The 13,689-nt window shown below is 63.5% G+C and carries 12 protein-coding genes; 7 read left to right on the top strand and 5 right to left on the bottom strand.

Going from position 1 to position 13,689, the window contains the following annotated elements; translation table 11 throughout:
• Positions 1-128 precede the first annotated feature (128 nt).
• The 3 genes from ACV1FX_RS28695 to ACV1FX_RS28705 form a co-directional block, all read right to left on the bottom strand.
• Positions 129-611, bottom strand: coding sequence for a hypothetical protein (locus ACV1FX_RS28695; protein ID WP_473120920.1), 483 nt, complete (start codon positions 609-611; stop codon positions 129-131).
• A gap of 62 nt (positions 612-673) precedes the next feature.
• The gene (locus ACV1FX_RS28700) at positions 674-964 is read right to left on the bottom strand and encodes a hypothetical protein (protein WP_473120921.1); all 291 of its coding nucleotides are present in this window, start codon (positions 962-964) and stop codon (positions 674-676) included.
• Positions 965-1,898: 934 nt separating this feature from the next.
• On the bottom strand, positions 1,899-3,470 hold the full coding sequence (locus ACV1FX_RS28705; protein ID WP_473120922.1) for a glycosyltransferase family 39 protein: 1,572 nt from the start codon (positions 3,468-3,470) through the stop codon (positions 1,899-1,901).
• Between the two features lie 343 nt (positions 3,471-3,813).
• Here ACV1FX_RS28705 and ACV1FX_RS28710 point away from each other — a divergent pair, with 343 nt between their 5' ends.
• From ACV1FX_RS28710 to ACV1FX_RS28725, 4 genes are all read left to right on the top strand, one after another.
• Complete coding sequence (locus ACV1FX_RS28710) at positions 3,814-5,544, top strand: adenylate/guanylate cyclase domain-containing protein (protein WP_473120923.1); 1,731 nt, start codon at positions 3,814-3,816, stop codon at positions 5,542-5,544.
• Between the two features lie 140 nt (positions 5,545-5,684).
• Positions 5,685-6,884 carry a SorA family sulfite dehydrogenase catalytic subunit gene (gene sorA / locus ACV1FX_RS28715; RefSeq protein WP_473120924.1) on the top strand — a complete coding sequence of 400 codons (1,200 nt, stop codon included), beginning with the start codon at positions 5,685-5,687 and terminating at the stop codon, positions 6,882-6,884.
• Positions 6,885-6,896: 12 nt separating this feature from the next.
• Positions 6,897-7,199 (top strand): SorB family sulfite dehydrogenase c-type cytochrome subunit, encoded by a 303-nt coding sequence (sorB, locus tag ACV1FX_RS28720; RefSeq protein WP_473120925.1) that lies wholly within the window; start codon positions 6,897-6,899, stop codon positions 7,197-7,199.
• A gap of 211 nt (positions 7,200-7,410) precedes the next feature.
• Positions 7,411-7,611 (top strand): cold-shock protein, encoded by a 201-nt coding sequence (locus ACV1FX_RS28725; RefSeq protein ID WP_027527932.1) that lies wholly within the window; start codon positions 7,411-7,413, stop codon positions 7,609-7,611.
• A gap of 174 nt (positions 7,612-7,785) precedes the next feature.
• Here ACV1FX_RS28725 and ACV1FX_RS28730 read toward each other — a convergent pair whose 3' ends face one another.
• Positions 7,786-8,247, bottom strand: coding sequence for an Lrp/AsnC ligand binding domain-containing protein (locus ACV1FX_RS28730; protein WP_473120926.1), 462 nt, complete (start codon positions 8,245-8,247; stop codon positions 7,786-7,788).
• 112 nt (positions 8,248-8,359) lie between these two features.
• On the opposite strand from ACV1FX_RS28730, the gene putA reads away from it, so the two are divergent.
• The 3 genes from putA (at position 8,360) to ACV1FX_RS28745 (ending at position 13,498) form a co-directional block, all read left to right on the top strand.
• The gene (putA, locus tag ACV1FX_RS28735) at positions 8,360-11,359 is read left to right on the top strand and encodes a bifunctional proline dehydrogenase/L-glutamate gamma-semialdehyde dehydrogenase PutA (protein WP_473120927.1); all 3,000 of its coding nucleotides are present in this window, start codon (positions 8,360-8,362) and stop codon (positions 11,357-11,359) included.
• A gap of 104 nt (positions 11,360-11,463) precedes the next feature.
• Positions 11,464-12,669, top strand: coding sequence for a CaiB/BaiF CoA transferase family protein (locus tag ACV1FX_RS28740; protein WP_473120928.1), 1,206 nt, complete (start codon positions 11,464-11,466; stop codon positions 12,667-12,669).
• 181 nt (positions 12,670-12,850) lie between these two features.
• Positions 12,851-13,498: a glutathione S-transferase family protein gene (locus tag ACV1FX_RS28745; RefSeq protein ID WP_473120929.1), complete on the top strand. Its 648-nt coding sequence runs from the start codon at positions 12,851-12,853 to the stop codon at positions 13,496-13,498.
• A 10-nt stretch (positions 13,499-13,508) separates the two neighbouring features.
• Here ACV1FX_RS28745 and ACV1FX_RS28750 read toward each other — a convergent pair whose 3' ends face one another.
• Entirely contained in the window at positions 13,509-13,676 is a 168-nt protein-coding gene (locus ACV1FX_RS28750; protein ID WP_473120930.1) for a hypothetical protein, read from the bottom strand.
• Positions 13,677-13,689: the final 13 nt, after the last annotated feature.

The following is a 13,689-nucleotide window of genomic DNA, read 5'->3' on the forward strand; positions in this document are numbered from 1 at the left end:
GCGACACGTGGAGCGCTCCACATTCGGCGCAGGCCGTGTGGCGCGCTCCACATTTCCGAACATTTTCCGCGATGGGGCGACCGAGTATGCTCGCAGATGCCGGTGGGTCTCCGGCGCGAGCCCGCGTCTCACTTCACAGTGTAAGTACCCCAGTCGTGGTTACACGTGCTTGCCATGTTCGGGACGGCCGGAAGGCCTATGGGCATCCATTTGCCTTCATCCGTCATCCCCTCAAATTTTCCGGTCCCCTGCACGACGTGCCAAGTTCCTTCAGCTTTTGCGGGATCGCCCTTGCGAGCGTACACGCCGAAGACCTTGTCGCCGGCTGCGTTCCAGAATTGGCAACTACCAGCCTCACTGTAATCGCCGCTGATGACTGTGAACTGCCCAAGACAACGTCCCGACATCCTATAGTACGGAGTTCCCTCTTGACCAGGCATCATGGCAGCAACGTCGTATGATCCGGCTGTGATGCCCTCGCCCTGTTGAAGGACGTGAGCTGTACCCGCATAACAGCTGATCATGTCGTATTTGCCTTCAGCGGCGCAGACTTGCGTGCAAAAGGCCAGTCCAGCGGCCATGCCGCAACCGAGGAGAACTTCGCGTAACATGGCATTCCTCCCGTTTCGAACGTTAGGAGTGGCGGATATTCGTCGCCCCAATCATTGGTGAGTCAGGGTTTAACAGTGAGGCCAACGGTGGTCAGTGTCGGCCTTTCGGCCGTTGCCTGAAGCACTGTCGGACGTGGCGTCAAAATCGCGATCTGAGTTGGAGAAGCTGGCATGCCCTGCAGGGTCAGCGTGGGGACGGCTGACTGTTCTTCAACATTGGCTGCCCCCATGACGGCAACCTGATGTCGCGAGATCGGAAACCCCATCACTTCAAACATGGGCAGCTCTGCGGCCGATGCTCCGGCAGTTACGACGACGCCAGCAATGCTTGCAATCAGAGCAAGTCGTGTCATGTTAAATTCTCCCCTAGAAAAATTGATACCCACTACAATTCTATCTATGAGTGGAGCCCTAATTCGCCGTCGTGGGCGGGTCGGGGACAGGGGAATTCTTCTTCGTTTGTTGTTCTTTTGAAAAAGCAGAGGAAAGGCGCAAACGGTGCCTACGATGGCGGTGCATCGCCTCTGACTACGGGGGTCACAAATTTCAGCATTGAACTTAGCGCCATTGGCGGCGGCCCAACGTGAACCTCTTCACACACACCGCAAATTCGAAAAAGCCATCAACGTGCTCTGCCGATGCAAACAGGAACGCAGTCAATGCCGCTAGAACATTGGCTTAGTGATAGCAGCCTTCTGTTTCAGCCTGATTTCGTTCTTCAACCAAAGAGAGCGGTCCCGCGGCCGAAAATCCAACCACAACGCGAAATGATTATCTGAAGATGCGGTCGCCGTTGCGTGCAATCGGCTCCCGCGCTCCGGACGCATGAAAGGCGTTGCTCGCGAAGATGCGGGCGATAACATCTGGTCATATCATGGTACCGACGTCCAGAAACGGAACTTCGATGAAGTAAAATCTCCGGCGTTGCACATTTGCAACCCCGCAAGAACGGCCCGGGCACTAAACTGGTCGATCGAGTTTGATGTCTACTTCAATGATGATCGATCGGGGGACGAAATGTTTGATGTCTACTTGAACGATAAGCGCGATCTGCTCGTCCTGAGAAACGGCTCCGCACTACCCGCGCTCATCTCTCCAAGAAAGTGGCGCAAGAGCAGAAAACGAGTTCTCAAAATCAGCGACGAGATCAAGTCAGCCGTTGAAACGCAAGGCTTCTACATCCGGAGGCGACGAGAATATTTGCCACGCAGCTGTGTCGTCAAAGCGTGCTCTAGCGTGCCACCTTCTCCCGCAAGAAGAGAAGGCAAGAGTCGGCATCCGCAGCCGCTACGCGAGAGCGCGCATCTCGCATTCACCCGCCAGCACGCGCCACCAGAACAGCGGCGAGTCCTTTGGCGGCGACAGCTCCGGAGTCCAGCCGGTGAGCTTTTCCAGCGCGTAGGTATCCATCACGAGGCCGCGCCAGCGGCGGTCGACCTGCTTGAGCGGCTCGCGCGTGACGGGCAATGAATTCCACAGCGGCAGGTGATTGTCGGGCTCGCGTCCGACATAGAGGCCGGCATGGCCACTGATGCGCTCCATGCCGGGATCACGAAAATCCTGGAAGCGGCCGCGCTCGTTGATCTCGATGACCGGCACGCGACCGCGGAACAGCCAGCGCAGCATGGCGTAGGTGCGATAGTCCGTCGTCGCGATCCAGGTCGCACCGGTCTTGTCGAGCTGCGCTTGCGCGCGTGCCGCGACCTCGTCATAGCCGGCCTCGGCACCGATCGGATCGATCTTGCCGAGGAAATTCCAGGGCGCGACCATGTAGTAGAGAAACACCACGACGACGAAGGCGATGCCGGTCGTGACGGCGGTGTTGGCCCAGAAATTTGACGATCGGATCATCCGCTCGGACCAGCCCTCGCGCGGCAACGTCACGAGATTGATAGCCGCCGCAGCGAACCCGACCGGCCACATGAACATCGGCCAGGTGTCGCCGACCCGCAAGGTGAGCGATTTCCAGAGGAAGTAGAGGAACGGTACCAGCACTGCGGTCGAAAGCAGGATAGCGATCGGCTCGCGCGTGCGATAGCCACGCCATGCCGTCATCGTCAGGCCCGTCAGCACCACCGGCAGCATGACGAAGCCGACGAGGCCGAACTGCAGGCCGATATAGTCGCCGAGGGTACGCCAGGAGACGCCGTAATTCGCGGTCGCGCGCACGCCCTGGAAGCGGAACGAGGCCCAGTCGTGCTGCGCGTTCCAGATCAGGACCGGCGAGAACACGGCGACCGCGATCAGCGCGGCGAGATAGGGATAAGGGCTGCGTAGCCAGCGCCATCGCCAATCCGGCAGCAGCACGAAGAGGATCACAGCGGGCAGGAACATGATCACGGTGAATTTGGATAGCAGGGCGAGACCGGCGAAAAATCCAGCCGCGAGCCACCAGCGGCCGTCACCGCTCTGTGTCAGCCGCACCAGCGACCAGAACATCGCGACCGCAACGGGGATCATCGCGACGTCGGGCGCGACCTTGGACATCAGCAGCCCGTAATAGAGCGCCGCCTCCGGCATCAAAAGCGCGAACACGATCGCGCGCGCGTCGCGGGTGACACGGCGCACGATATCGGCGAGCAGGCATTGCGTGATCAGCATCGCCACGATGCCGCCGAAGCGGACACCGAGCTGGGTGTCGCCGAAGATCGCGGTGCCGAAGCGGATCAGCCAGGCGATGCCCGGGGGATGATCGAGGAAGCTCAGCGCACCCTCCTTCGACCAGGTCCAGTAATAGGCTTCGTCGGTGCGCAGCTCGAGCGTCGAGGCGTAAACGATGCGCAAAGCCGTCATCGCCGCGACCACCAGCGCGGCAATGATGAAGTGCCGGCGCGCGGCGCCGTCGGGCTTGGCTGTCATGTCGGGAGCTGTCGTCACGGGCGGCTTTTCACCGACTTGGGAGGGGGAGTCAATGCAGGGGATATTGCCCGAGATTTCGGCGTCGTCCCGGACAAGCGTAGCGAAGCGGAGCGTCGATCCAGGACCTATAACCCCAGGGAGTGGTTGAGGCGCGAGATGGTGGTTACCAATCTTCGCGAAACTCCTCCCTGTGGTTGTGGGTCCCGGCTCGCGCTTCGCGCGCCCCGGGACGACGACCGAGCGATGCGGCCCCATGCCGCGCAAGTGATCGGGCAAGCTGTTATCGGCTGGAATTAAACTCTACGATGGCTGATCGACATGACGAGCTGATACAAACCGAATCATGGCAAGCGCTCTGGCACGATTTTCCGAACTGTTCCGCGGCACCGGCATTCGCCAGGTGCGGCTGGTCTGCGGCGTCATCCTGTTTGCCTATGTGGTCAGCCACTTCCTCAACCATGCGCTCGGCAATATCTCGGTCGAGGCGATGCAGGCGGGCGTCTACTACCACGTCATGTTCTGGCAGCTCCTGCCGGTCGCGATCCTGTTCTACACGGCGGCGCTGGTGCATGCCGGGCTCGGCGTTTTCGCGCTCTATCAGCGCCGGCAGTTCCGCTGGAAGACGGTCGAGCCGCTCCAGCTCGTGCTGGGCCTCAGCATCCCAGCTCTGGTGATGACGCACCTGATCGGCGTACGGCTCGGCCACACGATCTATGGACATGAGAAGCTCTATCCGCAGGAGCTCTACCTGTTCTTCGTCGCGTCCTCCGCCCGGCTATGGCAGATGACGATCCTGCTCGTCGTCGCCTGGATCCATGGCTGCATCGGGCTCTATTTCTGGCTGCGCATGAAGACGTTCTTCCAGCGCGCCGCGCCCTGGCTGCTCTCGGCGGCCGTGCTGATCCCGACGCTGGCGATGCTCGGCATCTACCAGGGCGGACGCAGCGTCGCGGCTGACAGCGACGATGCAGACTGGCGCGCGGCCAATCTGACCCAGCGCCAGGTCGGCACCGTCGCACAAGCGAGCACGCTTGACCGCGTCACCGGCGGGCTGACCATCGGCTATCTCGGCCTGCTCGGTGTCGTGCTGCTCGCGCGCGGCGTGCGAGGCCTGCGCGAACGGCGCGGTGGCATGATCGCGCTGTCCTACGGCAACGGCAAAACGGTGCGCGTGCCGAAGGGCCTTTCCGTGCTGGAGGCGAGCCTGCGCCACAACGTGCCGCATGCCAGCGTCTGCGGCGGCCGTGCGCGCTGCTCGACCTGCCGCATCCGCGTGATCGGCGATCATGGCATCCTCCCCGAGCCGTCGCAGCGCGAAGCCTTCGTGCTCGCGCGCGTCGGCACCACCGATCCCTCCATTCGCCTCGCCTGCCAGCTGCGGCCGACCTGCGATCTCTCCTTCTTCCAGCTGTTCACGCCGCACACCGCGGCGAGCCCGGAAGGCTCGGGACCGGCGCGGATCGGCCAGGAGCGCTATCTCGTCAGCCTGTTCGTGGACATGCGCGGCTCGACCCAGCTCGCCGAGAAGCGGCTGCCGTTCGACACCGTCTTCATCGTCAACCGTTTCCTGGGCGCCGTCTCGCAGGCGGTGATCGAGAATGGCGGCCAGCCGAACCAGTTCGTCGGCGACGGCATGCTGGCGCTGTTTGGCCTGGCGGCCAATCCACAAACCGCCTGTCGACAGGCGCTGCGCGCTGCAGCCAGTATCGCCAGCCATGTCGACGAGCTCAACGAGCTCCTGAGCCATGACCTGCGCGAGCCGATCCGCTTCGGCATCGGCATTCACGGCGGCGAGGTGATCATCGGCGACATCGGCTATCGCGACCACGTCGTGTTCACCGCGCTCGGCGATGCCGTCAACGTTGCGGCTCGTTTGCAGGACATGACCAAGGCGCTTGCCTGCGAAGCCATCGCCTCCGACGAGGTCCGCCGCACCGCCGGCCTTGCCGACGACGCGCTGCCGCAACAGGAGGTCGCGATCCGCGGCCGCGACGAGCCGATGGTTGTACGCGTTATCGCCGATGCACGGCTGCTCGCCGGCGTGGTCGACAGCGACGAGCGCGTCGCGGCCTGACGACACGCGACCGTGCTGCGATGCAGCGCCTTGGTAACGCTGCGAAAGCACGAATTGACTTCGCACGCACCGATGCGACAGATGATCGCAAGGTCAGCGGTGATGACCGCGACTCAACTGAAATACTCCGGAGGGAGACCATGTTCGACAGACGCGATCTGCTCAAAGGAGCGGGACTTGCCGCAGTCGCGGCCACACTGAGCCCGACCAAGGCACTGGCACTGGACACCGTGACCCTGCCCTTCGCCAATGGTGAGCGGCCGCTGGTGAAATATCCGCAGAAGCGGCCGATGATCGGCCTGACCAGCCGGCCGCCGCAACTCGAGACGCCGTTCGCGATCTTCAACGATGGCCCGCTCACGCCGAACAACGCGTTCTTCGTCCGCTATCATCTCTCCGACCTGCCCTACAATCTGGATCCCGACAAGTTCACGCTCGAGATCAAGGGCAAGGTCGACAAGCCGCTCAGACTTTCGCTCAAAGACATCCGCAAGATGAAGGCGAGCGAGACTGTCGCCGTCAACCAATGCTCCGGCAACAGCCGCGGCTTCTCCGATCCGCGCGTCGCCGGCGGCCAGCTCGCCAACGGTGCGATGGGCAATGCGCGTTGGCGCGGCGTGCCGCTCAAGGCCGTGCTTGAGATGGCCGGCGTGCAAGCCGGCGCCAAGCAGGTCACTTTCAACGGCATGGACGGCCCGGTCAGCGACAAGACGCCGGATTTCGTCAAGGCGCTCGACCTCGACCACGCAACCGACGGTGAGGTCATGCTGGCCTACGGCATGAACGGCGAGGACCTGCCGTTCCTCAACGGTTTCCCGCTGCGCCTCATCGTGCCCGGCTACTACGGCACCTACTGGGTCAAGCACCTCAACGAGATCACCGTCATCGACGATGTCTACGACGGCTTCTGGATGAAGTCGGCCTATCGCATCCCCGATACGCCCTGCAATTGCGTTGAGCCGGGAACCGCGCCAAAGGCGACGATCCCGATCAACCGCTTCACCATCCGCTCCTTCATCACCAGCGTCGCCGACGGCGCCAAGCTGAAGTCCGGCCGCACCACGCTGCGCGGTATCGCCTTCGACGGCGGCAAGGGCATCAAGGAGGTTGCGGTCTCGACCGACGGCGGGAAGACGTGGACGAACGCCGTGCTCGGCAAGGACTTCGGCAAGTACTCCTTCCGTGAATGGAAGCTGCCGGTGAAGCTCGCGGCAGGCTCCGTCGAGTTGAAGGTCCGCGCGACCGGCAATGGCGGCGAAACCCAGCCGGACACGCCGCGCTGGAACCCGGCCGGCTATTTGCGCAACGTCGTTGAAACCGTCCGTGTCACGGTCGTCTGAAGGAGACTGACGATGAAGCGCACCGTTCTCCTCACGCTCGCTTTCGCGGCCGGCATCGGCGCCGCCACCGCCGCTCCCATCGGCTACCAGAATCCGGACGAGGTCGCCGCCTTCAAGCCCGGGCCCAATCTCGACGTGGTCCAGAACAACTGCACGGCCTGCCACTCGGCCGACTACGTCAACACCCAGCCACCGATGAAGGACAAGAAAGCCTTCTGGCAGGCCGAGGTAACCAAGATGATCAAGGTGTATGGCGCGCCGATCGACGATGCCGATGTCGGCAAGATCGTCGACTACCTCGCTGCCACCTATTGATGTGGCTGCCGGCCGCCGGCCGGTCAAATGACCGCGAAACGGGCAAAAGCGGCAAAAGCGCCGCGAAGTTGAGCGAATTTCCGCAGGAAATCGGCATGGTTTGAGCTACCAAGCCCGTAACATTCCGGTGTATCCTGCTTCGACCGAGCCGGCCGGTTTGCGGGGACTGGCGGCTCGTGCTTGTGGAGGAAAGTCCCGCGGAGAAGACGTGATGCCCAAAGGTACGGTCAAGTGGTTCAACCCGACGAAGGGTTATGGGTTCATCCAGCCTGCGTCGGGAGGCAAGGATGTGTTCGTGCATATCTCGGCAGTGCAGAAAGCCGGTCTGTCCACCCTGAACGAGGGGCAGACGGTAGAGTATGAAGAGATCGCAAACCGGGGCAAGACGTCGGCAGAAAACCTCAAGGTATAAGCCCTCCGGCATTTCGCCGTCTCCCGGATCGGATCCGGGAGAACGGGCCAAAAAAATTTAGAAGACGATCAGGTGCATTCGACGACGGGCGTTGCGATTGCGCGAGGATAGGCTTTTTTGCGCGTAAAATGCCCCTGATCGACACAACCTGCCCGACAATCGCGACGGTCCGTTTCAGCCGACCGGCAAAGGTGCGTCGCGCTTGATCTCCTCCATCACCGCATAGGTTCGCGTCTCGCGCACGCCCGGCATCGACAGCAAGGTCTCGCCGAGAAAGCGCCGATACGCGGCCATGTCGGGAAGGCGCGCCTTCACGAGATAGTCGAAGCCGCCGGCAACCATGTGACACTCGAGCACTTCGGGCGCGAGCTTCACTGCGCGGGCGAACCGCTCGAAATTGTCCGGCGTGGTCTTGTCGAGCAGCACCTCGACGAACACGAGCAGGCCTAGCCCGAGGCGGTGCGGATTGAGCCGTGCGCCATAGCCCTCGACAAAACCTTCGCGCTGCAGCCGCTTCAGCCGTTCGCCGATCGAAGTCGGCGACAGGCCGATGCGTTCGGCAAGCTCGACATTGGCTATGCGTCCATCCTCCTGCAAAATTGAGAGGATTTTCCGGTCGATTTTATCAAGTTCCATATTATCTACGGAATTTATGCGCCATTTCTTTATTATCTAAGGCAAAATCGTTATCTTGTCTATCGAACTGCGGCGATGTGGGGATTACCTTCGAGGTGAGACAGGACACGCCATGCCGACCACTTCCTCCCCCTTCAGCGCGCCCTTCGCGCCCGATGATGCCGAGATTGCCGCTGCGCTGTTGCGCAGCGCGCACCTGTCCCCTCCGCAGGAGGCGCGGATCGACCGCACTGCCACGCGGCTGATCGAGGCGGTCCGCAAGCGTGACGACCGGCTCGGCGGGGTCGAAGATATGCTGCGCGAATTCGCGCTCTCGACCAAGGAGGGGCTGGCGCTGATGGTGCTGGCCGAGGCCCTGCTCCGCGTGCCCGATGCCCGCACCGCCGACCAGTTCATCGAGGACAAGCTCGGCGAGGGCGATTTCGTCCACCACGAAACCAAATCCAGCGCGTTCCTGGTCAATGCGTCGGCCTGGGCGCTTGGCCTCTCGGCACGGGTGATCCAGCCCGGCGAGACGCCGGACGGCACCATCGGCCGGCTGGTGAAGCGGCTGGGCGCGCCCGCGGTGCGCGCAGCGACGCGGCAGGCAATGCGGCTGATGGGCAACCATTTCGTGCTCGGCGAGACCATCGAGCAGGCGCTGGAGCGCGCCCGGCCGCGCTCCGGAGAGCAGCCGCGTTACTCCTTCGACATGCTCGGCGAAGGCGCGCGCACCGCGGCGGATGCCCAGCGCTATTTCGATGCCTATGCCAGCGCGATTCAAACAATCGGCAGGGCGGCGGGCAACCGTCCCCTGCCCGAACGGCCCGGCATCTCCGTCAAGCTCTCCGCGTTGCATCCGCGTTTCGAGGCGATCAGCCGTGATCGCGTGATGACCGAGCTGGTGCCGCGGCTCCTGGATCTGGCCCAGCGCGCCAAGGCCTATGACCTCAACTTCACGGTCGACGCCGAGGAAGCCGATCGGCTGGAATTGTCGCTCGACGTGATCGCCGCGACGCTGGCCGATCCCTCGCTCGCCGGCTGGGACGGCTTTGGCCTCGCGATCCAGGCCTATCAGAAGCGCGCGGTCGCCGTGATCGACTATGTCGATGGCCTCGCCCGTGCCTACGACCGCAAGCTGATGGTGCGGCTGGTCAAGGGCGCCTATTGGGACACCGAGATCAAGCGCGCGCAGGAGCGCGGACTCGACGGCTATCCGGTCTTCACCCGCAAGGCGATGACCGACCTCAATTACGTCGCCTGCGCGCAAAAGCTTCTGGCCTTGCGGCCGCGCATCTTCCCGCAATTTGCAACCCACAATGCACTGACCGTTGCGACCGTGCTGGAGCTTGCCGGCGATGGCGGCGGCTTCGAGTTCCAGCGCCTGCACGGCATGGGCGAGGCGCTCTACGAGCAGCTCGCACAGGATCACCCAAAACTCGCCTGCCGCACCTATGCACCGGTCGGCAGCCATCGCGACCTGCTCGCCTATCTGGTGCGGCGGTTGCTGGAGAACGGCGCCAACTCGTCGTTCGTGGCGCTGGCCGCCGACTATCGCGTGGCGATGACCGCCCTGCTGCAACGCCCCGCCGACATCATCGCCAAGCCCCAAGCTGCGCATCACCCGAAGATCCCGCTTCCGCCCGACCTGTTCGCGCCGGAGCGGCGCAATTCCCGCGGCGTCGAGTTCGGCGAGCGGGCCGCACTCGATCGCCTGCTGGCCGACGTCGCCGCCGAGCCATCCGATCTCAAGCCTATCGCCGACTCCACGCCCGGACAGGCGAACGCAGCCATCGCAGCGGCGCGCACGGGCTTTGCGGCCTGGAGTCGGACGTCCGCCGGCACCCGCGCCGCGGCGCTGGAGCAGGCCGCGCATCTCATGGAGCAGCGGGCGCCCTACTTCATCGCGCTGCTCCAGCGCGAGGGCGGAAAGACGCTCGACGACGCACTCTCGGAACTGCGTGAAGCCGCCGATTTCTGCCGCTACTACGCCGCACAGGGCCGAAAACTGTTCGGCAATGGCGAAGCGATGCCGGGACCGACCGGCGAGAGCAATGTCCTGGCCTTGCGCGGCCGCGGCGTATTCGTCGCGATCTCGCCTTGGAATTTTCCGCTCGCGATCTTCCTCGGTCAGGTGACGGCGGCGCTGATGGCCGGCAACAGCGTGGTGGCAAAGCCCGCCGAGCAGACGCCGCGGATCGCGCGCGATGCCGTGCGGCTGCTGCATGAGGCAGGCGTTCCCGCAAACGTGCTGCAGCTCGTCATCGGCGATGGCCGGATCGGCGCCGTGCTGACTGCGCATCCCGACATCGCCGGCGTCGTGTTCACCGGCTCGACCGAGGTCGCGAGATCCATCAACCGGACGCTCGCCGCCAAGGACGGCCCCATCGTGCCGCTGATCGCGGAGACCGGCGGCATCAATGCGATGATCGCGGATGCCACCGCCCTGCCCGAACAGGTCGCCGATGACGTCGTCACCTCGGCGTTTCGCTCCGCCGGCCAGCGCTGCTCGGCATTGCGGCTCCTGTTCGTGCAAGAGGACGTCGCCGACCGGATGATCGAGATGATCGCTGGCGCCGCGCGCGAATTGAAGATCGGCAACCCCAGTGACGTCGCGACCCATATCGGGCCTGTCATCGACCGCGAGGCCAAACAGCGGCTCGACGCGCACATCGCCCGAATGAAAACCGAGGCGCATCTGCATTTTGCAGGCAGTGCGCCCGAGGGCTGCTTCGTGGCGCCGCATATCTTCGAGCTCGCCGATAGCGGACAGCTCACCGAGGAGGTGTTCGGCCCGGTCCTGCATGTCCTGCGCTATCGTGCAGAAAATCTCGAGCGCGTGTTGGCTGCGATCGAGCGCACCGGCTATGGGCTCACGCTCGGCGTGCACTCGCGCATCGACGACACGGTCGATGCCATCGTCGAACGACTGTCGGTCGGCAATGTCTATGTCAACCGCAACATGATCGGCGCCGTGGTCGGCGTGCAGCCATTCGGCGGCAACGGCCTGTCCGGAACCGGACCCAAGGCCGGCGGCCCGCATTATCTGGCGCGCTTCGCCACCGAGCAGACCGTCACCATCAACACTGCCGCAGCCGGCGGCAATGCTGCCCTGCTCGCAGGTGAGGAGTAGCCACTGCCTGCGACGTTGCATCCCGCCAGAACATCGGTCAAATGATCGACGGGTCAAGACGCGCTAATTCCAGCGCGCGGGAAACGAGCGGGAGCGGCGGCACGATGCAGAAAGGCATTTTCGACGGCCTGAAGGTCCTGGATTGCGCAAGCTTCATCGCGGCGCCCGCTGCCGCGACCGTGCTGTCGGATTTCGGCGCCGATGTCATCAAGATCGAGCCGCCGGGCATGGGCGATCCTTACCGCAATCTGCCGAACCTGCCGGGCTATCCCTCGAGCGAGCACAATTTCGCCTGGCTGCTGGAGGCTCGCAACAAGAAGAGCCTCGCGCTCGACCTCACCAAACCCGACGCGCAGGCCGTGCTCTACAAGCTGGTCGCCGAGAGCGACGTCTTCATCACGAACATGCCGCCGCAGGTGCGCGCCAGGCTTGGGATCACCTATGACCATCTGGCGTATCTGAACGAGCGGCTGATCTACGCCTCCTTCACCGGTTACGGCGAGAAAGGCGAGGAGGCCAACAAACCCGGCTTCGACAGCAACGCCTATTGGGCACGCTCCGGCCTGATGGATCTCGTGCGCGCCGACACCGACACGACGCCGGCGCGCTCGGTCGCCGGCATGGGCGATCATCCCTGCGCCATGGCGCTCTACAGCGCGATCGTCACTGCGCTCTATCAGCGCGAGAAGACCGGCAAGGGCGCGCACGTCGCCTCCAACCTGATGGCGAACGGCGTGTGGGCGGCGAGCGTGCTGGCCCAGGCAAAACTCTGCGGCGCCAAGTTCGGCGAACGGCGGCCACGCGAGCGCGCGCTGAACGCGGTGACCAATCACTACCAATGCAAGGACGGCCGCTGGATCATCCTTTCTCTGCTGAACGAGGATCGGCAGTGGCCGACGCTCGCGCGCTGCATGGAGCGGGAGGATCTGATCAACGACCCGCGCTTTGTCACCAAGCCGGACCGCCACGCGCGATCGGTCGAGCTGATCAGAATCTTCGACGAGGTCTTCGCGACCAAGGATCTCGCCGAATGGCGCAAGATCCTCGACGGCAACGGGCTGGTGTTCGGCGTGGTCGGAATTCTCGACGACATCCCGAACGACCGGCAGATGCTCGATAACGAGGTGCTGGTGCCGTTCGAGAACGACACCATGCTGACCATCAACAGCCCGATATGGATCGACGGCACGAGAAAGGTCCAGCCGCGCAAGCCGCCTGAAGTCGGCGAGCACAGTGACGATATCTTGCGCCAGGCGGGATACGACGAGGCCACGATCAAGGCACTGCGCGCGTCGGGAGCGGTGGCGTAAGGGGGCGCAACGCACTCCGCTGTCGTCCCGGCGAAAGCCGGGACCCGGCCTTCGCCAGGACGACGTTGGCTGGATAGCTCGCTTCCGTGGATGCATTGCTGGATTGCTTCGCTGCGCTCGCAATGACGTTGCGGGACGATATGATTTCACCGCTACATCCCGCGCCGCGTCATGAGGTCCCATGCCCAGCTATCGCCTGCACTACTTCCCCGAATCCGGTAACAGCTACAAGCTGGCGCTGATGCTCACACTGTGCGGCGAGACCTTCGAGCCGGTGTGGACCGATTTTGCCGGTGGCGTCACGCGCACTCAGGAGTGGCGGCAGACGGTCAACGAGATGGGTGAGATTCCCGTGCTCGAGATCGACGGCGTGAAGATGACGCAGACCGCGCCGATCCTGCTGAAACTATCCGACCAGTACGACCGCTTCGGCGGCGCGACGGCGGAGGAGAAGTTCGAGCTGCTGCGCTGGCTGTTCTGGGACAACCACAAGCTCACCGGCTACATGGCGACCTACCGCTTCATGCGGACCTTCACGCCGAATGGCGACCCACAGGTGCTGAAACATTTCCGCCGACGGCTCGACGACTTCCTCGGCATTCTCGCGCACCATCTCGCACGGAACGCATTTGCAATTGGCGAGAGGCCGACAATCGCCGACATCTCGATGATGGCCTATCTGCACTATCCGAGCGATGAGCACGGCTACGATTTCGGAGAGAGCCATCCCGCTATCCACGCCTGGCTCGGCCGCATGGCCGCGCTGCCCGGCTGGCGTTCGGCGTATGATCTGCTGCCGGGGAAGCGGCTGACGCATTACGAGTCCTAACTGACAGAAACTACGATCGCGCCGCGATCCAGATCAGTGCGGCCACCACTGCGCCGATCACGACGGCGACCACGATCGCCCAGCTGCTGACCCGGATGCTGCCAGTGATCTGCTTGGCTTCTTCGTTACGCGCAATCTGGCGATTGCGCTCCTTGTTGGCTTCGCTGCTGTCCGTCATCGGTCATCCAAAT

This window comes from Bradyrhizobium ingae (genome assembly GCF_055791185.1).